Annotated in this window: 22 protein-coding genes; 3 read left to right on the top strand and 19 right to left on the bottom strand. The window is 60.5% G+C overall.

From position 1 onward, the window contains the following. Positions 1-81: 81 nt before the first annotated feature. Positions 82-2,229, bottom strand: coding sequence for a 3-hydroxyacyl-CoA dehydrogenase NAD-binding domain-containing protein (locus BMZ57_RS00545; protein ID WP_069673243.1), 2,148 nt, complete (start codon positions 2,227-2,229; stop codon positions 82-84). 16 nt (positions 2,230-2,245) lie between these two features. After that, complete coding sequence (locus BMZ57_RS00540) at positions 2,246-3,451, bottom strand: acetyl-CoA C-acetyltransferase (protein WP_010208436.1); 1,206 nt, start codon at positions 3,449-3,451, stop codon at positions 2,246-2,248. 646 nt (positions 3,452-4,097) lie between these two features. Between BMZ57_RS00540 and BMZ57_RS00535 the strand changes: the two genes are divergently transcribed. Further along, on the top strand, positions 4,098-4,901 hold the full coding sequence (locus BMZ57_RS00535) for a c-type cytochrome (RefSeq protein ID WP_042571970.1): 804 nt from the start codon (positions 4,098-4,100) through the stop codon (positions 4,899-4,901). 132 nt (positions 4,902-5,033) lie between these two features. Here the strand turns inward: BMZ57_RS00535 and BMZ57_RS00530 are convergent, their stop codons facing one another. The 14 genes from BMZ57_RS00530 to BMZ57_RS00465 all read right to left on the bottom strand — a co-directional run bounded on the left by BMZ57_RS00530 (position 5,034) and on the right by BMZ57_RS00465 (position 16,622). Then, on the bottom strand, positions 5,034-5,837 hold the full coding sequence (locus tag BMZ57_RS00530) for a transglutaminase family protein (RefSeq protein WP_010208433.1): 804 nt from the start codon (positions 5,835-5,837) through the stop codon (positions 5,034-5,036). After that, positions 5,834-6,784: an alpha-E domain-containing protein gene (locus BMZ57_RS00525; protein WP_010208431.1), complete on the bottom strand. Its 951-nt coding sequence runs from the start codon at positions 6,782-6,784 to the stop codon at positions 5,834-5,836. The genes BMZ57_RS00530 and BMZ57_RS00525 overlap by 4 nt, the downstream gene beginning before the upstream one ends. 4 nt (positions 6,785-6,788) lie before the next feature. Continuing rightward, a complete protein-coding gene (locus BMZ57_RS00520; protein ID WP_021491497.1) occupies positions 6,789-8,198 on the bottom strand; it encodes a circularly permuted type 2 ATP-grasp protein in 1,410 nt (469 codons plus the stop codon). A 413-nt stretch (positions 8,199-8,611) separates the two neighbouring features. Beyond that, positions 8,612-8,953 (bottom strand): ribonuclease E inhibitor RraB, encoded by a 342-nt coding sequence (locus tag BMZ57_RS00515; RefSeq protein ID WP_010208429.1) that lies wholly within the window; start codon positions 8,951-8,953, stop codon positions 8,612-8,614. Between the two features lie 213 nt (positions 8,954-9,166). Continuing rightward, positions 9,167-9,403, bottom strand: a complete 237-nt coding sequence (locus BMZ57_RS00510) for a hypothetical protein (protein ID WP_010208428.1) — start codon at positions 9,401-9,403, stop codon at positions 9,167-9,169. 103 nt (positions 9,404-9,506) lie between these two features. Then, a complete protein-coding gene (locus BMZ57_RS00505; RefSeq protein WP_010208426.1) occupies positions 9,507-10,112 on the bottom strand; it encodes an START domain-containing protein in 606 nt (201 codons plus the stop codon). Between the two features lie 41 nt (positions 10,113-10,153). Next, complete coding sequence (locus tag BMZ57_RS00500; RefSeq protein WP_010208425.1) at positions 10,154-10,408, bottom strand: YkgJ family cysteine cluster protein; 255 nt, start codon at positions 10,406-10,408, stop codon at positions 10,154-10,156. Between the two features lie 162 nt (positions 10,409-10,570). After that, positions 10,571-11,056 (bottom strand): hypothetical protein, encoded by a 486-nt coding sequence (locus BMZ57_RS00495; RefSeq protein ID WP_045791723.1) that lies wholly within the window; start codon positions 11,054-11,056, stop codon positions 10,571-10,573. Between the two features lie 104 nt (positions 11,057-11,160). Further along, positions 11,161-12,600: an aminotransferase-like domain-containing protein gene (locus BMZ57_RS00490; RefSeq protein WP_010208423.1), complete on the bottom strand. Its 1,440-nt coding sequence runs from the start codon at positions 12,598-12,600 to the stop codon at positions 11,161-11,163. Positions 12,601-12,870: 270 nt separating this feature from the next. Next, positions 12,871-13,686: an OmpA family protein gene (locus tag BMZ57_RS00485; RefSeq protein ID WP_069673244.1), complete on the bottom strand. Its 816-nt coding sequence runs from the start codon at positions 13,684-13,686 to the stop codon at positions 12,871-12,873. Next, positions 13,683-14,045 (bottom strand): DUF4398 domain-containing protein, encoded by a 363-nt coding sequence (locus tag BMZ57_RS00480; RefSeq protein WP_010208421.1) that lies wholly within the window; start codon positions 14,043-14,045, stop codon positions 13,683-13,685. Before BMZ57_RS00480 ends, BMZ57_RS00485 begins: the two co-directional genes overlap by 4 nt. A 9-nt stretch (positions 14,046-14,054) precedes the next feature. Further along, positions 14,055-14,870, bottom strand: coding sequence for a substrate-binding periplasmic protein (locus BMZ57_RS00475; RefSeq protein WP_010208420.1), 816 nt, complete (start codon positions 14,868-14,870; stop codon positions 14,055-14,057). A 70-nt stretch (positions 14,871-14,940) separates the two neighbouring features. Next, positions 14,941-15,870 (bottom strand): electron transfer flavoprotein subunit alpha/FixB family protein, encoded by a 930-nt coding sequence (locus tag BMZ57_RS00470; RefSeq protein WP_010208418.1) that lies wholly within the window; start codon positions 15,868-15,870, stop codon positions 14,941-14,943. Between the two features lie 2 nt (positions 15,871-15,872). Next, positions 15,873-16,622 carry an electron transfer flavoprotein subunit beta/FixA family protein gene (locus BMZ57_RS00465; RefSeq protein WP_010208417.1) on the bottom strand — a complete coding sequence of 250 codons (750 nt, stop codon included), beginning with the start codon at positions 16,620-16,622 and terminating at the stop codon, positions 15,873-15,875. A gap of 507 nt (positions 16,623-17,129) precedes the next feature. On the opposite strand from BMZ57_RS00465, the gene BMZ57_RS00460 reads away from it, so the two are divergent. Further along, on the top strand, positions 17,130-18,794 hold the full coding sequence (locus BMZ57_RS00460; protein WP_010208416.1) for an electron transfer flavoprotein-ubiquinone oxidoreductase: 1,665 nt from the start codon (positions 17,130-17,132) through the stop codon (positions 18,792-18,794). A 177-nt stretch (positions 18,795-18,971) separates the two neighbouring features. Here BMZ57_RS00460 and BMZ57_RS00455 read toward each other — a convergent pair whose 3' ends face one another. Then, the gene (locus BMZ57_RS00455; protein ID WP_010208414.1) at positions 18,972-19,865 is read right to left on the bottom strand and encodes an AraC family transcriptional regulator; all 894 of its coding nucleotides are present in this window, start codon (positions 19,863-19,865) and stop codon (positions 18,972-18,974) included. 182 nt (positions 19,866-20,047) lie between these two features. On the opposite strand from BMZ57_RS00455, the gene BMZ57_RS00450 reads away from it, so the two are divergent. Next, positions 20,048-21,100, top strand: coding sequence for an NAD(P)-dependent alcohol dehydrogenase (locus BMZ57_RS00450; protein WP_021491492.1), 1,053 nt, complete (start codon positions 20,048-20,050; stop codon positions 21,098-21,100). On the opposite strand, the gene BMZ57_RS00445 is transcribed toward BMZ57_RS00450, so the two are convergent. Together BMZ57_RS00445 and araH are read right to left on the bottom strand one after the other, a co-directional pair. Then, positions 21,101-21,904, bottom strand: a complete 804-nt coding sequence (locus BMZ57_RS00445; protein ID WP_010208412.1) for an IclR family transcriptional regulator — start codon at positions 21,902-21,904, stop codon at positions 21,101-21,103. Between the two features lie 180 nt (positions 21,905-22,084). Beyond that, positions 22,085-23,050, bottom strand: coding sequence for an L-arabinose ABC transporter permease AraH (araH, locus tag BMZ57_RS00440; RefSeq protein WP_029529058.1), 966 nt, complete (start codon positions 23,048-23,050; stop codon positions 22,085-22,087). Positions 23,051-23,063: the final 13 nt, after the last annotated feature.

Genomic DNA, 23,063 nt, shown 5'->3' with positions numbered 1-23,063 from the left:
AAAATACCTGACACGGTGATGGGAATATTGCACACCCCAGAGCCTGCCTTGAAATGCCCCTTCAAGGCAAGCCCCTCTTAGTCACCGGAACACGTCACCTTGCGCGGCTTTCTCCAGCAACAACGCGGGCGGCATGAAGCGTTCGCCATATTGCTCGGCCAGGTAGCGGGCGCGGGCTATGAAGTCGTTCAGCCCATATTGGTTGATAAACTGCAACGCGCCACCGCTCCAGGCCGCGAAGCCAATGCCGAAGATCGACCCCACGTTGGCGTCCGCCGTGGACATCAACACCCCCTCCTCCACACACCGTACGGTCTCGATGGCTTGGATAAACAGCAGGCGGTCGCGCACATCCTGTGGCGAGATACGTTGGTCGGGCCGTTCAAAGCGGCTTTTCAGCTCCGGCCACAGGTACTTGTGCCCGCCGCTGGGATAGTCATAGAAGCCGCCGCCCGCCGCCTTGCCCATGCGCTGGTATTCGTTGACCAGCAGATCGATCACCGCTGTCGCCGGATGTGTCGGCACGGCCTTGCCTTCCGCCTGCAGATCCTTGGCCGTCTGCTGCCGGATATGGTTCATCAGGCTGAGGGAAACTTCATCCGACACCGCTAACGGCCCTACCGGCATGCCGGCTTTGCGCGCTTCAGTCTCGATCATCGGCGCCGCTACGCCTTCGCCGAGCATGGCGATACCTTCGTTGGTGAAGGTGCCGAACACCCGCGAGGTGAAGAAGCCACGGCTGTCGTTGACCACGATCGGGGTTTTCTTGATTTGCAGTACGAAATCGAAACCACGGGCCAGGGTTTCGTCGCTGGTGCGCGCACCCTTGATGATTTCCACCAGGGGCATCTTGTCCACCGGGCTGAAGAAGTGCAGACCGATGAACCGGGTTTGATCCGGCACTGCCGTGGCCAGGCCGCTGATGGGCAAGGTGGAGGTGTTGGAGGCGATCACGGCGTCGGCACCGACCACACTTTGCGCGGCGGCTGAGACCTTGGCCTTGAGTTCGCGGTCTTCGAACACCGCTTCGATAATCAGGTCGCAACCGGCCAGGTCTTCATCGGTGGCCGTAGGATGAATCCGCGCCAAGAAGGTTTCCCGCTGTTCGGCGGTCAGTTGCCCACGGCTGACTTTCTTGTCCAGCAGTGCCGCCGAACGCGCCTTGCCCTTCTCGGCGGCCGCCAGGTTGATGTCCTTGAGCACCACCTCGATGCCTGCGCTGGCGCTGACGTAGGCGATGCCTGCGCCCATCATCCCTGCACCGAGCACGCCGACTTTGCGCGTGACGTACGGCGCAAAACCTTGCGGCCGGGAGCTACCCGCGTTGATCTCATTGAGCTGGAACCAGAACGTGCCGATCATGTTCTTCGCCACCTGCCCCGTCACCAGTTCGGTGAAATAGCGGGTTTCAATCAGGTGCGCAGTATCAAAATCCACTTGGGCACCTTCGACGGCGGCACAGAGGATCTTCTCGGGCGCGGGGAAACAGCCCTGGGTCTTACTGCGCAGAATCGACGGCGCAATCGCCAGCATCTGCGCCACTTTGGGGCTCGACGGTGTACCGCCTGGGATCTGGTAGCCCTTATTGTCCCACGGTTGCTTGGCGTCCGGATTGGCCAGGATCCAGGCGCGGGACTTGGCCAACAGCTCGTCGCGATCCGCCGCCAGCTCATTTACCAGGCCGGCTTGCAGCGCCTGCTGCGGCCGCACTTTCTTGCCTTCGAGCAAATACGGCAAAGCCTTTTCCAACCCGAGCATGCGCACCATGCGCACCACCCCGCCGCCGCCCGGCAGCAAGCCCAGGGTGACTTCCGGCAGGCCAAGCTGCACCGATTTGTCGTCCAGCGCCACGCGGTAATGACACGCCAGGCAAATCTCCCAGCCGCCCCCCAGCGCCGCGCCATTGATGGCGGCCACCACGGGTTTACCGAGGGTTTCCAGGCGGCGCAGTTGCGCTTTCAGTTCCCGTACGCTGTCGTAGAAATCCTTGGCGTGGGCCTTGTCGACCTTGATCAGTTCATTCAGGTCGCCACCGGCAAAAAATGTCTTCTTGGCCGAGGTGATTACCACGCCGGCAAGGTCATCTTTTTGCGCTTCCAGACGCTCGACCATCGCCGCCATGGCCTCGCGGTACGCGCCGTTCATGGTGTTGGCGCTTTGGCCGGGCATGTCGAGGGTCAGCACCACGATGCCGTCCTGGCCTTTTTCGTAACGAATAGCTTGGGTCATGACAAATTCCTTGGGCTCAGAGGCGTTCGATAATGGTGGCGATGCCCATGCCACCGCCGACACACAAGGTGGCCAGGCCGTAGCGCTGCTGGCGCACTTCCAGTTCGTCGAGCAAGGTGCCGAGAATCGCGCAACCGGTGGCGCCCAGTGGGTGGCCCATGGCGATGGAGCCGCCATTCACGTTGACCCGCGCCGCGTCGATGCCCATGTCCTTGATGAACTTGAGCACCACCGAGGCAAAGGCTTCATTGACCTCAAACAAGTCGATGTCTTCGATTCGCAAGCCAGCCTTGGCCAGGGCCTTGCGCGTGGCGGGCGCAGGGCCGGTGAGCATGATGGTCGGGTCGGTACTGGTGACCGCCGTGGCGACGATACGCGCGCGGGGTTGCAGGCCCAGCTCGCGCCCCTTGGCCTCGGAGCCGATCAACATCAACGCGGCACCATCGACGATACCGGAGCTGTTGCCCGGTGTGTGCACATGGTGGATGCGCTCCACATGGCTGTAGACCCTCAACGCGGTTGCATCGAAGCCCATCTGCCCCATCATTTCGAAGCTGGGCTTGAGCTTGCCCAGGCCTTCCAGGGTGGAGTCGCCGCGGATGAATTCGTCATGGTCCAGCAGCACAATACCGTTCTGGTCCTGCACCGCGATCAGCGACTTGTTGAAGGAACCGTCCGCACGGGCCCTGGCCGCTTTCTGCTGCGAATGCAGGGCAAAGGCGTCGACGTCGTCGCGGGTGAACCCCTCCAGGGTGGCGATCAGGTCCGCGCCGATGCCCTGTGGGGTGAAATGGCTGTGCATATTGGTCTGCGGGTCGAGTACCCAAGCGCCACCGTCGCTGCCCATGGGCACGCGGGACATGGACTCGACCCCACCGACCACCACCAGGTCTTCGAAGCCGGAGCGCACCTTCATCGCGCCCACGTTGACGGCTTCCAGGCCCGAGGCGCAGAAGCGGTTGATCTGCACGCCAGCGACGCTGATGTCCCAGTCCGCCACCAGGGCGGCGGTCTTGGCGATGTCGGCGCCCTGGTCGCCGATCGGGGTCACGCAGCCGAGCACGATGTCGTCCACTTGGTGGGTGTCGAGGTCACTGCGCCGGGCCAATGCCGTAAGCAGGCCGGCCACCAGGTTCACCGGTTTGACACTGTGCAAGGCACCGTCGGCCTTGCCTTTGCCACGGGGCGTGCGTATCGCATCAAAGATCAAAGCTTGGGTCATGACGTCCTCGAACCGCTGTGCATGTGTGCCTCTACCTTAGGCCCGATTGACACGGTTTCAATGACGGATGCGCTCATTGCTTTTGACCCCCTCGCTCGGACGAACGGTAGTCTCCTAAGCTAATTGCCAGGTTAATCGTTTTAGCTGTCTAGCCAAGGCATTGGCGCCAAGATGGCGATATGCCTCATGCCTTTTTAAGCAGAAATGCTTATTAGCTGATATGAAATGAGTCTAAGCCACGAAGAACGAGGGCTCTAAGGTTGAATCAGTAGGAGGCTGCTGCCGGGTTTTGCTGGAGCGGCTGTAAGAAAAGCGACACGTCATCTCGCCATACTGAAAGACACCGGCATGCATTTGACGCTCAGGAATAACAACAAAAGGCAGTCAGCCATGTTTAAACATTCGAAAGTACGTCAGGCGGGACTTATTCTGTTCGCCACCACACTGATTCTGATTTTGCCCAACCTGACCAAGGTCATTGGGTGACCCCTCAACGCCTACGTTCAGTGCCTTCACAGCACCGGGTTTGCAGCTTTTGGCAGCACCTGCCGGGACATTGCGCATAGCGGTCCTGCAGGGGCTGCCTTTTTGCGCGCCGATTTCCGGTATCGTGAGCGTCATCGCCACTTCACACCGGGCCTCCCTCTTGAAATCGATCTTCGCCCTCCTCGCCTTGCTGATCGCTCTTCCCGCTTCGGCAGCACAATTGACTCTCGAACTCGACCACACCAGCAAGACGTGGCAGACCGATGACCTGCTCACGCATCCCCAGGTGCAAACGGTGCAAATCGTCGATGACGTTTCCTACAAGCGCACTATGAGCTATCGCGCAGTGCCTTTGGCGTCGCTGCTGCCGGGGTTGAAACCTGAGAGCCATCTGCAAGCCATTGCCTTGGATGGTTTCGCCGCCGAACTCACGGCCGCGCCACTGCTGGAAACCCGCGGCGCACGCGCCTGGCTGGCGGTGGAAGATCCTACGCAACCCTGGCCGGCATTGGCGGAAGGCAAACCGAGTGCGGGACCGTTCTACCTGGTGTGGACCGATCCGCAAGCCGGACACATCAGTCCTGAGCAGTGGCCGTTCCAGATCTCCAGGATCAAACAATTGAAGACCGTGGCGGAGCGCTTTCCGGCGTTATTGCCTGACCCGAAACTGGCGGCCAACGACCCGATCAATCAGGGTTTTGCAGTGTTCCAAAAGAACTGCCTGGCCTGTCATCGGCTCAATGGTGCCGGTGATGCGCAGGTGGGGCCGGATTTGAATATTCCGTATAACCCCACCGAGTATTTCGGCGCCGATTTCCTCAAGCGCTACATCCGTGACCCGCAGAGTTTGCGGCACTGGCCGCAGGCGAAGATGCCGGCGTTTGCGGCCAGTGTGTTGCCGGACAGTGAGCTGGATTTGTTGGTGGGGTATTTGAAACACATGGCAGGGCGTAAGCAGCCATAAGCTTGGCGCATTCCCTCTGTGGGAGCGGGCTTGCTTGCGAAAGCGGTGTGTCAGTCAATAAATGTGTGGCTGACCCACCGTATTCGCGAGCAAGCCCGCTCCCACAGGGGGGGGAACGCTCCGCTCTGGAGATCATTGCTGTTGGACGGCGATCACCGGGGTCGGCGCCACAAACACCTTGGCATGCATCTGCTCATGCCCACCGCCACGGCGCATGCCGCGTACCGGGCAGGCATCGAGGTAATCCAACCCCACCGCCAGTTTCAAATGCCGCTCCGGCCGTGACAGCTGGTTGGTCACATCAAAGCTGTACCAGGCGTCATCCAGCCAGGCTTCGGCCCAGGCGTGACTGGCCAGGTGCGTGCTGTCCTCACTGTACAAATACCCCGACACATACCGCGCAGGGATCCCCAGGCTGCGCGCGCACGCCAGGAATGCATGGGTGTGATCCTGGCACACCCCCGCACGACCCGCGAAGGCCTGGGCGGCACAGGTGTCGACTTCGGTGGCGCCGGGTGTGTAGACCATCGCCTGGTTGAGCGCATGCATCAGGTCGATCAACGCGGTGCGGTCACGACGTTGATGGCACTGCTGGTCGGCAAAACCGCGCAAGGCTTCGTCAGGTTCAGTCAGGCGGGTGCAACGCAGAAACGGGAACGCCGATTGGCTCTCATGTTCGGCCTCGCGCAATTCGTCGATGTCCACCTGGCCACGGGCACCGATGATGATGGCGTCGTGGGGCTCATCCAAGGTCAGCACATGCAGGATGTTGCCGAACGGATCCACCTGGGCACGCACCGGGCGCGGCAGGTCGAGCTGCCAGCTGAGTACGCGCTGGCGCTCGCTGTCGTGGGGCGTAAGGCGCAAGTACTGGATGCTGGCACGCACCTGGTCTTCGTAGTGGTAGGTGGTTTCGTGGCTGATGGAGAGTCTCATGCCGCCTCCAGGTAGGAACTGTAGATGGCGTCGCCCAATTGGCGGACCAGGGGAATAAAGTCGGTCAGCCAGGCGTGCAGGCCTTCCTCGAGGATTTCATCGATGGCGGTGAAGCGCAGGCGCGCGTCCATTTCGGCGGCCAGGCGCTGGGCAGGCCGGCCGTTGAGGCCGGGCAGGCTGGCCAGGATCTGGTCGATCTCTTCACTGCAGGCGCGTAGCGAGCGCGGCACATCGGCGCGCAACAGCAACAACTCGGCGACTTGCCGCGCGCCGGGCGCATCGCGGTAGATCTCGGTGTAGGCCTCGAACGACGACAACGCGCGCAACAAGGCGCTCCACTGATAGTAGGCGTGCGCTGTGCCATCGGTGACGGCGTCGGCACGGTCGCCGGCCATTTCATAGCGGGCGTCCAGCAGGCGCAGCGTGTTGTCGGCACGCTCGATGAAAGTGCCCAGGCGAATGAAGCGAAATGCATCGTTACGCATGATGGTGCCGTAGGTGGCGCCGCGGAACAGATGAGAACGCTCTTTTACCCACTCACAGAACCGGCTCATGCCATAGCGGCTCAAGCCCTGCTGGGCGATATCGCGAATATCCAGCCAGGTGGCGTTGATGTTTTCCCACATATCGGCGGTAATTCGCCCACGCACTGCATGGGCGCTGGCCCGCGCGGCGCCAAGGCAACTGTAGATGCTGGCCGGGTTGGCAGCATCCAGCGCAAAGAAGTGCAACAGGCGTTCGGCGTGCAGCTCACCGTGACGTTCGTGGTAATCCTCCAGGGTGCCGGTGATCAACAGCGGCATGGCCAGTTCGTGCAGGCCATCGCCACGCCCGTCCTGGGGCATCAGCGACAGCGAATAGCTGACATCGAGCATGCGTGCGAGGTTTTCCGCACGCTCCAGGTAGCGCGACATCCAGTACAGATCCGAGGCAGTTCTACTCAACATGGCATCAGTCCTCGACCACCCAGGTGTCTTTGGTGCCGCCGCCCTGGGACGAGTTGACCACCAACGAGCCTTCGCGCAGTGCCACTCGGGTCAAGCCGCCAGGCACGACACGGGTTTCCTTGCCGGACAACACAAACGGGCGCAGGTCGATATGACGCGGCGCGATGCCGTTTTCGACAAAGGTCGGGCACGTGGATAAACACAGGGTCGGCTGGGCGATATAGGCGTGGGGCTTGGCCTTGATACGGGCGCGGAAGGCTTCGATTTCCGCAACGGTGGACGCTGGGCCCACCAGCATGCCGTAGCCGCCTGAGCCTTGGGTTTCCTTTACCACCAGGTCTGGCAGGTTGGCCAGCACGTGGGACAGTTCGTCGGGCTTACGGCACTGGAACGTCGGAACGTTCTTCAGGATGGGTTCTTCATCCAGGTAAAAACGGATCATCTCGGTGACGAAAGGGTATACCGACTTGTCATCCGCCACGCCGGTGCCAATCGCATTGGCCAGCACCACATTACCCGAGCGATAGGCCGCAAGCAGGCCCGGCACACCAAGCATGGACGCCGGGTTGAAAGCCAATGGGTCGAGGAACGCGTCATCGAGACGGCGGTAGATCACGTCCACGGCCTTGGGCCCGTCGGTAGTGCGCATGAAGACACGGTCATCGCGCACGAACAGATCGGCGCCCTCCACCAGTTCCACGCCCATTTCTCGCGCGAGAAAGGCATGTTCGAAGAACGCGCTGTTGAAACGGCCCGGCGTCAGCACGACCACGCTGGGATTATCCAGAGGGCTGGAGCTTTTCAAGGTGTCCAGCAACAGGTTGGGGTAGTGGTCGATGGGCGCGATGCGCTGGGCGGCGAACAGTTCGGGGAACAGGCGCATCATCATCTTACGGTCTTCGAGCATGTAGCTCACGCCGCTCGGTGTGCGCAGGTTGTCCTCGAGCACGTAATAGGTGCCGTCACCATCGCGTACGAGGTCGACGCCGGAGATGTGGGAATAAAGGTCACGATGCAGGTCCAAGCCCTGCATCGCCAACTGGTATTGCTCGTTGGCCAGCACCTGTTCGGCGGGAATGATTCCGGCCTTGATGATGCGCTGTTCGTGGTACAGATCGGCGAGAAACATGTTCAGCGCCTTGACCCGCTGGATACAGCCGCGCTCGACAATCCGCCATTCGCTGGCCGGAATACTGCGCGGGATGGTATCGAAAGGAATCAACCGCTCGGTGCCCTGCTCGTCGCCATAAAGCGTGAAGGTGATCCCGGCGCGGTGAAACAGCAAATCGGCCTCGCGTCGGCGCTGGGCCAACAGATCATCAGGGGTGTCGGCCAACCAGCGCGCGAACTCGCGGTAATGAGGCCGGACCTGGCCTGCCCCATCGTACATTTCATCGTAATAAGTGCGGATCATGCCGAACTCCTTGTCACCCGGGCGAAAGAACCATCGCAAGGCCCGTGCCAGCGGCATAAACACTTAAAAATCAGTGAGTTGAATTACAACCAGAATCCAGTCGCACCGTCCTGGTGCGCAGAATGCCCGGTGCACCGCCCGACGCTTCATCGCAATGCGGGCTTTGACTATCAACAGCATAGTCAGAGTTGATTTCACTGCCTGGCCAAGTCTGCGGATAATCGGCCCATCTGCTGAACAGGACACGTCCTAGCGCTTCAGCGAACCGCTCTTCCCTTTAAGCCACCCTCTTGGGTGGTTTTTTTTTGCGCCCTGAAACATGTAGCAGCGAGGGCGATGTTGAGCATGCTGCACAAACAAAATCGGCCGACCCAAAAGGTCAGCCGACACGCTGTGCTGCTCATAAACTGCTGCTACATGGGTAACCCACGCACCTCCTGCTTCACGCCCCATCCCTCGATGATCCCGCCCAGCGGCTCGACCACCGCCCCGAAGTCCTGCTCGAAGTCTCCTATGCCATCGTAGGTGGCCGACATGATTTTACTTAGCTCCAGGTACCAGGCGCCGTCGTCGCGCGCGCTGACCTGGGCATTCAGGGATTCCCCACGAAACTCACCCGCAGCCCTGCGCGCACGTTCCTCATCCGGGAAAATGGCGTAGAACTCGATGGGGTGAAAACGCGAGAAGTCGAAGCCGCCTTCTTTCATGCGGCGCAGGACGTTGGTGCTGATGTCTTCTTGATAGGCTGTGCTCATGAAAAGTGCTCCTCGAATTGATGGATAGACTTTCCGTGCTTCCCGAAGCCCACGCCTTACTGGCGTGGGAACTACGGCAATAACTTCACCGCTGGAAAACAAGCATGTAGCTGACAAGACCAGAACCTAGCGATTCATTCGCTGATCTCCCTTGCAGAGTAGCGCGAAGCTTTCGCCTCCACCAGAGGGGTTTTAAGGGTGTACAGGGAATGTTCAGGCGGCGGGAGAGATGTCGAGGATCTGGATACCGTTCTGGTCTTTGAGGATCTTGAGCGTAGGTTCGGGCTGGCGGCCTTCGAAGTCGTTGAGATCGAGTTCGGCGGCAACGGGCACCAACTTGTTGCGAATCATGTGTGCCGCATCTTCGAGGCTGGGCTTCTGGTCGCAGGTGAACTGCTCGACGGACTTCACGCCGTGATCATCAACGAAGGTAATCTGCCACTTTTGCATCGGTGCCTCCTCGATAAAACCCGTGTATGGGCTTACTTCTATCTGGACCTTGGGGGCTCGGCAAACGTTCCACCCAAGGTAGGAGACACCTGATCAACTGCGCTTACTTTTCAGCGCGTTCTTTCAAGGCTTTCAAGGTGTTGTACGGTGCGTCCACCACGAACTTGTTGGCCAGCCACGATGGCACGCTGCCGCCTGGCTCGGTGTGCACCTGGTAGGTGACTTCGGTTTGGTTGTCGCCTTTGGGCACCAGCTTCCAGAAGCCGTCGACCTGGGCGACACGTACGTAGCCTTTTTCTTCAGGCTTGTAGGTCGGCACACCTTCCAGCTTACGCGTCAGCGTGCCGTCGGCCGCCTTGGTCGTGGTGATATGCAGGTAGGAATCACGGTCCGTCACGGGAAACGGGGCTTTGAATTGGGTGTAGGTCCAACTCTCGTCGCCTTTCTTATCGACCAGCTTCTGGGACTTGCACTCGTGGATCCAGGCACAGGCACCGGCTACGTCTTCCTGGAGGGCGACGACTTTTGCCACAGGCGCCTTGATCACCGTTACACCGCGATACGCCTTGTATTTGGAGCCGGCAATTTCGCTCAAGGACACCTTGATACCGTCTTCGTCCTTGGCGACTTGCCAATCCTCAGCCTGGGCAGTGGCAGCAAACAACACCGTAAAACCGCACAACACAGCCATTCGTTTCAGCGAACCCATTGTTGTATTCCTTATTGTTGAAGTTCCGATAGTAAAGCCCATCAAGCCGCCGTCATTTGCTCCCACCAGCCGATCAAACGGATCGCATCGGCCTGGTCGGTGCCGCAGACCTCGATATTCGCCTTGAAATCACTGCATACCGCCGGTCGCTCCGGCTGGCCGAACAGCAGGCACAGTTGTTCGACCGACAGGTGCAGGCAGCGTTCGCCTGCCGGTTTGCCCTGTGGCATTCCGGGTAATGGCGAACTGATGGAGGGGGCGATGCAGCACGCGCCACAGCCTTCACGGCAATTCATGACCAGCAGGTCCTCGACGACTCAATGTGGATGGCCGGGCTAGGGTACGCCCTAAAACAGCCGTTTTAAAATGGCCTAACAGTGGTTTTTCGCAGAAAACAAAAGTGACTGATCAGTCTCCGACACATGGTCGGCGGTCGACGTCACCTTTGTGGGAAAAGTTTACTGCTTGAACTCGAAATCCAGCGCTGCACCTTCCACATCGCGCCGCTCTTCGTTGCGCAATTGCAGCCTCATCTCATTGCTGAGCAGGCGGCCGTTGATCTGGAATGCACTGTTGTCCGTAGGTTTCTCGCCAAACATCGGCGGCAGCAGGGGCACGCTTTTCGGCTTGGGCATGGTGCCAATGGGTTGCAAGTGCCTGACCATGTCAGAAGGCAGCGACAGGTCCAACTGTGCCGGTGGCAATTGTGTCTGCGCCACTTCGCGGGACGCCTTGGCCTTGGTGGCCGCCCGCCTTTTGGCGGCGGCGGTGGGTTTCTTCACCACTGGCGCTTTTTTTACGGGGGCCGTTTTTTTCGCCGGGGGCTTCTGCTCGGTACTGGCGGCGGGCTTGGTTTCGCTCACAGGGGCCGCCGCCAGCGCAGTGCCGACGTTGCACAGGCTTATCAGGCCAATCACGAAAACCGCACGAAAAATCGAAGTCATATTGCCTACAGCATTAACGGCAGAGGGCCATATGCTCGCTTGTTGTGCGCGGCATGACAAGCGCGGTGATTAGCTTGCTATAGGATTTGTCCCCTTTCCGTGCGTCACAGTCCGGCTGCTGTTTCCTGGCATAACTGGCTTGCCAGCATCCCCAAGGTCATCAGCGCCCGCTCTGCCTCGCGGTTCCACGGCGTACCGCAGTTGAGGCGAATGCAGTGGTTGAACTGCTCGGTGTTACTGAAGATCAGCCCCGGTGCAATGCTGATGCCCTGTTGCAGTGCGCGTACGTGCAGTTCCTGGGTGTTGACCCGTCCGGGCAAACTGACCCACAGGATGAAACCGCCGGTCGGACGTGTCATCTGTGTGCCTTCCGGGAAATATTGCTGCACCGCCAGTTGGAAGGCGCTGAGGTTCTTGCGGTACTCCTGGCGGATGTAACGCAGGTGGCGATCGTAGCCGCCGTTTTCCAGGTACGCGGCGACGCCCATCTGGGTCACGCTGCAGGCGGAGTGGGTGCTGAACATCTGCAAGCGCTGGATTTCCTGCTGGTACTTGCCGGCGATCATCCAACCGATGCGCACGCCGGGGGACAGCGTCTTGGAAAAGCTGGAGCAATAGATCACTCGATCCAGGCGGTCATAGGCCTTCAGGGCCTTGGTGCGGCCCAATTCGAACATCAGCTCGCCGTAGATATCGTCCTCGACAATCTGGATATCGAAGTCCGACGCCAGGCGCAGCAACTGTTTCTGCCGTTCTTCGGGCATGGTGCCGCCCAACGGGTTGCTCAGCCGCGCGGTCAACACCAGCGCCTTGATCGACCATTGGTTGGCCGCCAATTGCAGCGCCTCCAAGCTCATGCCGGTGGACGGATCGCTGGGGATCTCGATGACTTTGAGGCCGAGCAGGTCGGCCAGTTGCAGCAAGCCGTAATAGGTCGGTGACTCTGCGGCAATCAGGTCGCCAGGCCGCGTCAACACCCGCAGCGACATCTGCAGGGCATCAACGCAACCGTGGGTGATCACCACTTCGGAAGGGTCCACCACCACACCGGCATCGCGCATGCGGATCGCCACCTGGCGGCGCAGCGGCTCGAAACCGGGGCTGAACATGTAACTGAATGCCCGTGGGCTCTGGAAGCGCGTGACCTTGGCCAACTGTTGGTGCAGCGCGCGTACCGGTAGGTAATCCACACTCGGCACGGCGGCGCCCAACGGGAACACACCTTCGCGGCGCGACTCACCCAATACCTGCTGGATGATGCTGCTGCGGGTGACCAGACCCGGGCGTTCGACACGCGCGATGTCCGGCGTCGGCGCGGTGAGTGCGGGTGTCTGGTGCACGTAATAGCCGGACTGCGGCCGAGCGCGGATCAGCCCCTGGTCTTCCAGGTTGGCGTAGGCCTGCAACACCGTGGCGTGACTCACGTTCAACTGCGAGCTCATCTTGCGCACCGAAGGCACGCGCTCGCCCGGTTGATAGACACCGCGCCGGATATCCTCAGCCAGCTGCTGGGCGATACGTTGGTAAAGCAACAGATTGGTCATGACGCAGCACTCGATTTCACGGGTATTTTATTTTTGTGTGAAACATACCGGCACAGTTTAGAAGTGTACGGGGACAGTTGCCACAATAGTCGAGCGCGGGCAGGAGTGACAGTAAAAACTGTAAGGGTGGCGTACAGAGTTGTGGGGCTACTTCGAAAGAACGTGGGAGCGGGCTTGCTCGCGAAAACCGTTTGTCAGCCACTGAAATATCGACTGATATACCGCTTTCGCGAGCAAGCCCGCCCCCACATGGTGATCTATGCCAAGCGCCTAACGCGCGGCGCCGAGCTGGCCTTTCTCGTCAGAGAACACGATCTCCACCCGACGGTTCTGCGCCCTGCCCCGCTCGGAGGCGTTGGCTTCGACGGGATACTGGTCGCCATAGCCTTCGACCTGGATGCGTTTTTCGTCGATCCCCAGGTCTACCAGCACATCCGCCACTGACTGCGCGCGGTCGCGGGACAGTTTGAGGTTTTCCCGCTCACCGCCGGTATTGTCGGCGTAACCCTCGATGCGCACCACGCGCTTGGGGTTGAGTTGCAGGAACTGTACGATTTTCAACACCGTGCGGTTGGCCGAGTTTTTCAGCTCTGCTTCACCGGTATCGAACAGCACATCGCCCAGCGTCATCACCAGGCCGCGATCAGTCTGGGTAGTGGCCAAACTGGCGATCTGCTCTTCAAGCCATTTGCCCTGTTGCTGCACACTGATCAGCTTGTTTTCCCGCAGGGCCAATTGCAGGCGCTGGCGCTCCAGTTCGAGCTTGGCGCCACGCTCCTGGTTGAGCGCCTGTTCGGTGTGCTCGCGGGCGATGGCGCTGTAGCGCTGGCTCAGGTAGGCGTAATGCACCACGTCGGCGCCGCTGCCCCAGTAGCTGGACAAGCGGTCGGCGCGGGCCAGGGACTCACCGGCGCGGATCACGTCCTTGGGCGCAAAGCGCAGCACGTTGGCGTCTTCCTTGACCTGCTGGAAGTCGTTACCCGCCTGTTGCAAGGCCTGCTCGCTGTCGGGGTGGCTGGCGCAACCGCCCAACACGGCGGTGCCCAGGAGCACCGCACAGGTCAACCCGCGGATCATCCGGCTCATTGGGCTTCTCCCAACTGCAGTTGTTTGCGCAGGCGGGTGATACGGGTGTTGAGTACGTCCAATTGTTCCTGGCTCTTGCGGGTCAGCACTTGGGCCTCGGCCAGGCGAGCATCCAGCTCAGCTTGTTCGAGACGCATGCGCGCGTTTTTGTAGGATTGGTCGGCCATGCTCGACTTGGCCCGGGCGAACTTGGCTTCGGCCAGTTTCAATTCAGGCGATTCATCCGCGTTGGCACCCACGGCACTGGCTTGCTCCAAGGCTTGCTGGGTGAGGCGCATTTGTTCATTCGGCGCAGGATCGGCTGCACATCCCGCCAGAGCGACAACGGCGAGGGCCGCGAAAAGAGGTCGAAAAGTCACTGAAAATCCCTACTTTGTTGGGGTGCCGACGGGTTGCTGCAATTGCGCTTTCCAGCGTTCCAGATTGCTCTGCAACGCAGCTTGCGCCACACCGGACGCGGGCAATTCTGTCATCTTTTTGGCCAGCTGTCCGCGCAGCCACGGATCATTGCAGGCCGAGTTATGGGAAATCGCCAGGTACAGGCCCGGCTGGTCGATGGGTATATCCCGGGCAACCAGGTCGTTGCTCATGCCCAAGGTCTGCGCGATGGCCATACCGGAATAACGTCCGGCCAGCACGTAGTCCACCTCACCCAGCAGCAGTTTCTGGAATGCCGGCGTCAGCGACGGCAGGCGTTCCAGGCTCAGTTGCTCACTGGCGAAGGTTTCGAAGGCCGCGCTCAACCGCGCGCGCTCTGACACCGCGCCTGTGTGCCCGTGCAGGTCGGCGGCGGTGGCATAGTCCAGCGCCGAATCCTTGCGCGTCCACACCAGGTAGTCGAGTTGCACCAGCGCCGGGTGGATGTAGTCGAGCGTTTCCAGCTCACCCAGGTTCAGCGGCGCGTCGGCGAGGATGTCCATGCGCCCGCTGCGCACTTCCTCCAGGGCCAGGGAGCGTTTGCCACCGTAGAGCAGGTCGATTTTCAACCCGAGGTCCTTGCCCACTTGTTGCAATACATCGGCGGTGGCGCCGATCAGGTGCGTAGGGTCTTGCGGGTCGCGCCAGAGCAGCGGCGGTGCATCCGGGCTGCCGGTGATCACCAGGCGATCGCATTTGCCGGCGGCCAACGACAGCGCAGGCAGTAATGTGAGGCCCATCAGTACAGCCCAGGGGCGCAATTCCATGGCGGGTGTCTCCAAGTCAAAAAAAAGCCCGGTCACAAGGACCGGGCTCTTTATAAGTGAAGCGACTAGATTAGACCAGCTTCTCCAACTCAGGGACGGCTTCGAACAAGTCCGCCACCAGGCCGTAATCGGCCACCTGGAAGATTGGCGCTTCTTCGTCCTTGTTGATCGCGACGATCACTTTGGAGTCTTTCATACCCGCCAAGTGCTGGATCGCGCCGGAGATACCAACGGCGATGTACAGCTGTGGCGCAACGATCTTGCCGGTCTGGCCGACCTGCATGTCGTTGGGTACGAAACCTGCGTCGACGGCCGCGCGGGAAGCGCCGACCGCAGCGCCCAGCTTGTCGGCCAGGGCGTACAGGTGCTTGAAGTTGTCACCGTTCTGCATGCCACGGCCGCCGGAAACGACGATCTTGGCAGCGGTCAGCTCTGGACGGTCCGACTTGGCCAGCTCTTCGCCAACAAAGCTGGACGTGCCAGCGTCGTGAGCAGCGGCAACGGCTTCAACGGTCGCCGAACCACCTTCGGCGGCAACCGGGTCGAAACCGGTGGCACGCACGGTGATGACTTTGACCGAAGCGTTGGACTGTACGGTCGCGATGGCGTTACCGGCATAGATCGGGCGCTTGAAGGTGTCAGCGCTTTCGACCGAGATGATCTCGGAGATCTGGTCAACGTCCAGCTGCGCAGCAACGCGTGGCAGGATGTTTTTGCCGTTGGACGTAGCGGCAGCCAGGATGTGGCTGTAGCTCTTGCCCAACTCGGCAACGAGTGGCGCAACGTTTTCCGGCAGCTGATGCGCGTAGGCGGCATTGTCAGCGTTCAGGACTTTGCTCACGCCAGCAATTTTGGCAGCGGCTTCAGCCACGGCGCCAGCGCCTTGGCCGGCAACCAGCACGTGAATGTCGCCACCGATTTTAGCGGCAGCGGCCACGGTGTTCAGGGTGGCCGGGGCCAGCACCTTGTTATCGTGTTCGGCGATTACGAGGATAGTCATGATCAGATCACCTTCGCTTCGTTTTTCAGTTTCTCGACCAACTCAGCAACAGACTTGACCTTGATACCCGCGCTGCGAGCAGCCGGTGCTTCAACCTTGACGGTCTTGTTGGTAGAGGCGGTGGAAACGCCCAAGGCATCCGGAGTCAGGGACTCAAGCGGCTTCTTCTTGGCTTTCATGATGTTTGGCAGGGACGCGTAGCGCGGCTCGTTCAAACGCAGGTCGGTGGTGACGATGGCTGGCAGTTTCAGGGAAACCGTCTGCGCGCCGCCGTCGATTTCACGGGTCACAGCTACGCTGTCGCCGTTCACTTCGACTTTGGAAGCGAAGGTGCCCTGACCGTAACCGGTCAGCGCAGCCAGCATCTGGCCAGTCTGGTTGTTGTCGCTGTCGATGGCCTGTTTGCCAAGGATCACCAGCTGAGGCTGTTCCTTGTCGACAACGGCTTTGAGCAGCTTGGCAACGGCCAGGGAGGTCAGCTCTTCAGCGGACTCGACCAGGATGGCGCGGTCGGCGCCCAGTGCCAGGGCGGTACGCAACTGCTCTTGAGCGGTGGTAGGACCGATGGAAACCACGACGATTTCGGTCGCCACGCCTTTCTCTTTCAGGCGGACGGCTTCTTCCACAGCGATTTCGCAGAAAGGGTTCATCGACATCTTGACGTTAGCAAGGTCGACGCCGGAATTGTCCGCTTTAACGCGAACTTTCACGTTGTAATCGACAACGCGTTTGACAGCTACAAGAACCTTCATGGATTCCTCGTTACTCTCCGGTGAAAAGAAAGTCGCCTAGGCGAACCTGGCGGTTGATGCTCATCGGCACACAAGGGCACCTCCAAAAACGTCGGCGGATGACCTTGCTCACGGGAAATGGTGACCGTTCGTCAGCAGTGACTGAGAGGTCATTCTTTATCGCAGCGTGTAAACTGCGCGCCATTGTCTGGACGCGCGCCACCTGTCTTGCTTTTGGACGTGCTCTTGAAACCTGCAGTCTGCCTACGGTTAGCGCAAAACCGACCGTATATTGACCGGAACACCTATTCTGGTCAATACGGCAAAATAGCCAGTCATAAGCCGCACCACTTTGATTTACCTAGCCTGCGGGCAATTCAAACAAACGTTTGTATTGGACGCTGACAGTGGTGTAGATATAATGCGCCACCTAGAGAGAAAGGTGGGTCCTGCCGTTGCTGCAAGACGACACCGAACCTCCACCCATTAGAAAAAAAAGCCTGTTGAGCCTTGAGTAGGAGATAGCCTGTGGAACGCGAATACATGGAATTCGACGTGGTCATCGTCGGCGCTGGCCCGGCGGGACTGTCTGCCGCCTGCCGACTGAAGCAAAAGGCCGCCGAAGCCGGTAAGGAAATCAGCGTTTGCGTGGTCGAGAAAGGCTCCGAAGTCGGCGCGCATATCCTCTCCGGTGCCGTGTTCGAACCACGCGCCCTGAACGAACTGTTCCCGGACTGGAAAGAACTCGGCGCCCCGCTCAACACCCCGGTGGTGCGCGATGACATCTATGTACTGCGCAGCCCCGAAGCCTCCACCAAGGTGCCTGACTTCTTTGTGCCCAAGACCATGCACAACGAAGGCAACTACATCATTTCCCTGGGCAACCTGTGCCGCTGGCTCGCCCAGCAAGCCGAGAACCTCGGTGTGGAAGTCTATCCAGGCTTCGCCGCCCAGGAAGCGCTGTTCGACGAAAACGGCGTGGTCCGCGGCATCATCACCGGCGACCTCGGCGTCGACCGCGAAGGCAATCCGAAAGAAGGCGTCTATACCCCAGGCATGGAACTACGTGGCAAGTACACGCTGTTCGCGGAAGGTTGCCGTGGCCATATCGGCAAGCAACTGATCCAGCGCTTCAACCTGGACAGCGACGCCGACGCCCAGCATTACGGCATCGGCCTCAAGGAAATCTGGGAAATCGACCCAGCCAAGCACCAGCCTGGCCTGGTGGTGCACACCGCCGGTTGGCCGCTGGACATCATGAGCGCCGAAAACACAGGCGGCTCGTTCCTCTATCACCTGGAAAACAACCAGGTGGTGGTCGGCCTGATCGTCGACCTGTCTTACAGCAACACCTTCCTGTCGCCCTTCGATGAGTTCCAGCGCCTCAAGCATCACCCGGTGCTGGCCCAGTACCTGGAAGGCGGCAAGCGCATCAGCTACGGCGCCCGTGCCATCTGCAAAGGCGGCCTGAACTCGCTGCCGAAGATGGTCTTCAAGGGCGGCGCGCTGATCGGTTGCGACCTCGGCACCCTGAACTTCGCCAAGATCAAAGGCAGCCATACCGCAATGAAGTCCGGCATGCTCGCCGCCGACGCCGTGGCCGACCGCCTGTTCGCCGAATCCGAAGGCGGTGATGAGCTGACCGCTTACGTCGATAGTTTCAAATCGAGCTGGCTCTACGAAGAACTGTTCGCCAGCCGCAACTTCGGCCCGGCGATGCACAAGTTCGGCCCGATCATCGGCGCCGGCTTCAACTGGTTCGACCAGAACATCCTGGGCGGCAAGATGCCGTTCACGCTGCACGACACCAAGCCGGATTACGCCTGCCTCAAGCTGGCGAAAGACAGCAAGAAGATCGATTACCCGAAACCCGACGGCAAGCTGAGCTTCGACAAGCTGAGTTCGGTGTTCATCTCCGGCACCAACCATGAAGAAGAACAGCCGTGCCACTTGAAGTTGAAAGACCCGAGCATCCCGATCGGCACCAACCTGCCACTCTACGATGAACCGGCGCAGCGCTACTGCCCGGCGGGCGTGTATGAAGTGATCACCAAGGAAGACGGCGAGAAGCGTTTCCAGATCAACGCCCAGAACTGCGTGCACTGCAAGACCTGTGACATCAAGGACCCTTCGCAGAACATCACCTGGGTCACGCCGGAAGGCGCCGGTGGGCCGACTTACCCGAACATGTAAGTCCGTTGCTTGAACAAAAAGGCTCCCCGAACGGGAGCCTTTTTTATGGCCAACACACATCAACTGCGGGAGCGGGCTTGCGCGCGAAGGCGGTGGGTCAGATACAAGTTTGCTGACTGATACACCGCTTTCGCGAGCAAGCCCGCTCCCACATTGAGTGTGTTGTGCCTGAAGTCATCAGGCCGCCCGCTCCTCCCCGGGATTGCGCTCGAAGTAGCGCTTATATTCCCGGCTGAACTGCGACGTGCTCTGATACCCCACGCTATGCGCCGCCTGCGCCACCCCCATCCCTTCCACCAGCAGCAACTGTTGGGCCTTGAGCAAGCGCAAACGCTTCAGATACTGCACCGGCGACAACAACGTACAGCGCTTGAAGTGCTCATGAAAAGTCGACGCGCTCATGTGTGCATAGCCCGCCAGCGTCTCGATATTCAGCGGCTCGGCGTAATGGGCGTGCAGGTGATTCAACGACGTGGCAATCCGCGAAAACTGCCCTTGCTGTTCGACCAGCGCACGCAGCACATCGGCCTGCGGCCCGCGCAACGCGGTGAACAACAATTCGCGTACCCGCGCCGGGCCCATGATCCGGCTTTCCAGCGGATCGTGCAGGCACTGCAGCAGCCGTTCGACACACCCGCGCATGGCATCATCGAGCACCACCGAACTCATCGACTCCAGCGTCTGCGCCGTCGGCGGCGGCCCGGCCTGAATGCCCATGGCCATCACCAGTTCGCCCAACACCACGCGATCAATGCCCACCGTCACACCCAAAAGCGGTGCATCCGGCGCCATGGCAAACGTCTCGCACTCAAACGGCACCGGCATTGCCTGGATCAGGTAGTGCCCGGCGCCATACTCCAGTGTACGAGGCCCCAGGTAGGCGACTTTGCTGCCCTGGGCCACGAACATCAGGCTCGGCTCATAGATCTGCGGCCCGCGCGCCACGTCGCAACTGGCGCGCAGCACTTGAACGCCGGGCAGGTTAGTGGGGGAAAAACCGTCGCAGGGCGTGAGCCCCTCAATCAAGGCAACCAGTGTGGCGTTGGCGTCGAGATGGCGGGTGAGCAACATGGCAAAAAACTTCGCGAAAAAGGGATGAGAACATCATCGCAGGTCTGGCGTCACATAGGCCCAAACACGGGGCACTCCCGGACGAATAGGCATGAGACTCGGAGCAATCACCATGGCCGTAGCCAGGGCTGGCGCGGAGAATGCGCCGCCTCACCTGTCATTGCTTTAGCGAGGTTTCCCCCATGTACACCGCCATCGGTTATGCCGCCCAGTCGGCCACCACGCCCCTCGCCCCCATGTCCTTCCAGCGCCGCAGCCCACGCGCCGATGACGTGGCGATCGAGATCTTGTACTGCGGCGTGTGCCACTCCGACATCCACCAGGCGCGCAACGAGTGGGGCATCGCGGTGTACCCGCTGATGCCCGGCCATGAGATCGTCGGCAAGGTCACCGCCGTCGGCGCCAACGTCACCGCACACAAAGTCGGCGACCTGGTTGGCGTAGGCTGCATGGTCGATTCGTGCCGTCATTGCGACGCCTGCCAAGCGGACCTGGAGCAATACTGCCTCGAAGGCCCGACCATGACCTACGCCACCCCGGACCGCGTCGACGGCAGCAACACCATGGGCGGCTACTCGGACAGCATCGTGGTCAGCGAGCACTTCGTGGTGAAGATCCCGGCCAAGCTCGACCTGGCCAGCGCCGCGCCGATCCTGTGCGCAGGCATCACCACCTACTCGCCGCTCAAGCACTACGGCGTGAAGGCCGGCGATAAAGTCGGTGTACTCGGCATGGGCGGCCTGGGCCATATGGGCATCAAGTTTGCCAAGGCCATGGGCGCGCAAGTGACGTTGTTCACCCGCTCGGCAAGCAAGGCCGAGGAAGGCCGCCGCCAGGGCGCCGATCATGTGATCGTGTCCACCGACGAAGCCCAGATGAAAGCCGCCGCCGGCAGCTTCGATTTCCTGCTGGACACCATCCCGGTGCAACACGACCTGAACCCCTACCTCGACGTGCTGCGCTTTGACGGCGTGCACATCCTGGTCGGCCTGATCGAACCGGTGGACCCGCCCGTGAACGCGGCCAAGCTGGTGTTGGGCCGCAAAGTCCTGGCCGGTTCCTTGATCGGTGGCATTGCCGAAACCCAGGAAGTCCTGGATTTCTGCGCCGAGCACGGCATCACCTGTGACATCGAAATGCTCGACATCCGCCACATCAACGAAGCCTACAGCCGCATGATCGCCGGCGATGTGAAGTACCGCTTTGTCATCGACATGGCGACCCTGAAGGCCTGATCAGGCCTTTGCCCCCAACTCCGCCGACAGCCGGGCTGCGACCTGTTTGACCACAGGGATCAGCTCGGCCATTTTCTCCAGCGGCATGTAGGGCACGGTACTGGCGATGCTGATGCCGGCGATAATTCGCCGGCTGGCATCGCGCACCGGAGCCGCCACGCAACGGATCGACGGTTCGTTGTCTTCCAGGTCGAACGCATAACCGCCCACCACGTATTCATGCATGCGCTGCTCGAACTGCGCCCAGGATTGCTCCGGGTGCTGCGGCCATTGCTGACTTTTACCACCCGCCGGCAAGCTGACTTCGTACAGGCGCTGCCACTCTGCGACGCTGTCATCGAGCAGCAATGCCTTGCCGATCCCGGTGCGCGCCAGCGGCATGCGATGGCCGACCCGCGAACGCATTTCCGGACCATTGCGACCGGGGTTCTTGTGCAGGTACAGCACATCGTCGTATTCGCGGATCGCCAGGTGGATGGTATCGCCGGTCAGCGCCGACAACTCGTCCAGATAGGGGATGGCCAAGGTCACCAGCGGCAGTTCTTCCCGCGCCTGGAAACCCAGCTCGATCAACTTCGGCCCCAGCAGGTAACCGACCTGCGGCACCACGCGCAGGTAACGCTCCTCCACCAGGCAACTGGCCAGGCGGTGGGTGGTGCTACGAGTGGTGCCGATGCGCTTGGCGATCTCTTTCAGATCCCGCGCACCGGCCGCCACCGCTTGCACCACGCCCAGGCCACGCAACAGGGTCTGGGTGCCGGTGGGGGCAGCGTCTTTGACGGGGGTGTGGGCGTTTTCCTGCATATCGGGCCTATTGGGAAGTACGAAAACGGCGCCATTATGGCAAATACCATCCTCCAGAACAGAGGAGATCCATTGTGGGAGCTGGCTTGCCTGCGATGAGGGAGTGTCAGTCAGTAAATTTATAGGCTGGCACAGCCTGGCAAGCCAGTTCCCGCATGTTGATCGTCACATGGCAGGACGTCAGCGTTGCTTCATGCGGTCGATGATCACCGCCAGCAACAGGATCGAACCCCGGATCACATACTGGTAGAAGGTGTCGATGTTCTTCAGGTTCATCGCATTCTCGATGATCGCCAGAATCAGCACCCCGGCAATCACATGCCGGATCATGCCGATGCCGCCGCTCAACGACACCCCGCCCAGCACACAGGCAGAAATCACCGTCAGCTCAAAACCCTGGCCGATCATTGGCTGGCCCGAGGTCATGCGTGAGGCGAGGATCACTCCGGCCAAAGCGCCGATCAGGCCGTGCACGGCAAAGATGATGATCTTGGTGCGATCAACGTTCACCCCGGCCAGCAACGCCGCTTCCTGGTTGCCCCCGATGGCCATGGTGTTGCGCCCGTAGGTGGTGTAGTTGAGCAGCCAGCCAAAGAACACAAAACACAGCACGGTGATGATGATCGGCACCGGCACGCCCAGCAGCTGGCCGTTGCCGAACACAAAGAAACCTTCGTCCATCACGCCGACGGCCTTGCCGTTGGAGAAGATGTAAGCCAGGCCGCGCACGATCTGCATGGTCGCCAACGTTGCGATCAAGGCGTTGATGCGCAGCTTGGCGATGACAATACCGTTGATCAGCCCCACCACCAGCCCCATGGCCAACGCGGCGGACACGCCGAGCACCACACTGTCGGTGTCGCGGATCACGATGCCCGCGACCACCCCGGCACAGGCAATCACCGAGCCCACCGACAAGTCGAAATGCCCCGACGCCAGACAGAACAACATGGTGCACGCAGCGATGCCCACCGTGGAAATCGCCAGGCCCAACCCGCGCATGTTCAGGGGCGACAGGAAGTTATCGATAAACAACGCACTCAGCACAAAGATGCTCAATGCAGCGAGCAACATCACCCAGTCATCGAGAAACTTGCGCTGGTTGAAACCCGGCCAGAAGCCCTTTGCAGTTTTTACCTCAGACATCATTCACCTCGAG

The sequence above is a fragment of the Pseudomonas simiae genome (genome assembly GCF_900111895.1).
GTDB lineage: Bacteria > Pseudomonadota > Gammaproteobacteria > Pseudomonadales > Pseudomonadaceae > Aquipseudomonas > Aquipseudomonas simiae.
This window is presented reverse-complemented; position numbering and strand designations above follow the sequence as displayed.

What these genes read in the sequence shown, in the direction of transcription:
- BMZ57_RS00545 (WP_069673243.1), bottom strand. Translation starts at nt 2,229, where the DNA reads ATGACCCAAGCTATTCGTTACGAAAAAGGCCAGGACGGCATCGTGGTG.
- BMZ57_RS00540 (WP_010208436.1), bottom strand. Translation starts at nt 3,451, where the DNA reads ATGACCCAAGCTTTGATCTTTGATGCGATACGCACGCCCCGTGGCAAA.
- BMZ57_RS00530 (WP_010208433.1), bottom strand. Translation starts at nt 5,837, where the DNA reads ATGAGACTCTCCATCAGCCACGAAACCACCTACCACTACGAAGACCAG.
- BMZ57_RS00525 (WP_010208431.1), bottom strand. Translation starts at nt 6,784, where the DNA reads ATGTTGAGTAGAACTGCCTCGGATCTGTACTGGATGTCGCGCTACCTG.
- BMZ57_RS00520 (WP_021491497.1), bottom strand. Translation starts at nt 8,198, where the DNA reads ATGATCCGCACTTATTACGATGAAATGTACGATGGGGCAGGCCAGGTC.
- BMZ57_RS00515 (WP_010208429.1), bottom strand. Translation starts at nt 8,953, where the DNA reads ATGAGCACAGCCTATCAAGAAGACATCAGCACCAACGTCCTGCGCCGC.
- BMZ57_RS00510 (WP_010208428.1), bottom strand. Translation starts at nt 9,403, where the DNA reads ATGCAAAAGTGGCAGATTACCTTCGTTGATGATCACGGCGTGAAGTCC.
- BMZ57_RS00505 (WP_010208426.1), bottom strand. Translation starts at nt 10,112, where the DNA reads ATGGGTTCGCTGAAACGAATGGCTGTGTTGTGCGGTTTTACGGTGTTG.
- BMZ57_RS00500 (WP_010208425.1), bottom strand. Translation starts at nt 10,408, where the DNA reads ATGAATTGCCGTGAAGGCTGTGGCGCGTGCTGCATCGCCCCCTCCATC.
- BMZ57_RS00495 (WP_045791723.1), bottom strand. Translation starts at nt 11,056, where the DNA reads ATGACTTCGATTTTTCGTGCGGTTTTCGTGATTGGCCTGATAAGCCTG.
- BMZ57_RS00490 (WP_010208423.1), bottom strand. Translation starts at nt 12,600, where the DNA reads ATGACCAATCTGTTGCTTTACCAACGTATCGCCCAGCAGCTGGCTGAG.
- BMZ57_RS00485 (WP_069673244.1), bottom strand. Translation starts at nt 13,686, where the DNA reads ATGAGCCGGATGATCCGCGGGTTGACCTGTGCGGTGCTCCTGGGCACC.
- BMZ57_RS00475 (WP_010208420.1), bottom strand. Translation starts at nt 14,870, where the DNA reads ATGGAATTGCGCCCCTGGGCTGTACTGATGGGCCTCACATTACTGCCT.
- BMZ57_RS00470 (WP_010208418.1), bottom strand. Translation starts at nt 15,870, where the DNA reads ATGACTATCCTCGTAATCGCCGAACACGATAACAAGGTGCTGGCCCCG.
- BMZ57_RS00465 (WP_010208417.1), bottom strand. Translation starts at nt 16,622, where the DNA reads ATGAAGGTTCTTGTAGCTGTCAAACGCGTTGTCGATTACAACGTGAAA.
- BMZ57_RS00455 (WP_010208414.1), bottom strand. Translation starts at nt 19,865, where the DNA reads ATGTTGCTCACCCGCCATCTCGACGCCAACGCCACACTGGTTGCCTTG.
- BMZ57_RS00450 (WP_021491492.1), top strand. Translation starts at nt 20,048, where the DNA reads ATGTACACCGCCATCGGTTATGCCGCCCAGTCGGCCACCACGCCCCTC.
- BMZ57_RS00445 (WP_010208412.1), bottom strand. Translation starts at nt 21,904, where the DNA reads ATGCAGGAAAACGCCCACACCCCCGTCAAAGACGCTGCCCCCACCGGC.
- araH (WP_029529058.1), bottom strand. Translation starts at nt 23,050, where the DNA reads ATGTCTGAGGTAAAAACTGCAAAGGGCTTCTGGCCGGGTTTCAACCAG.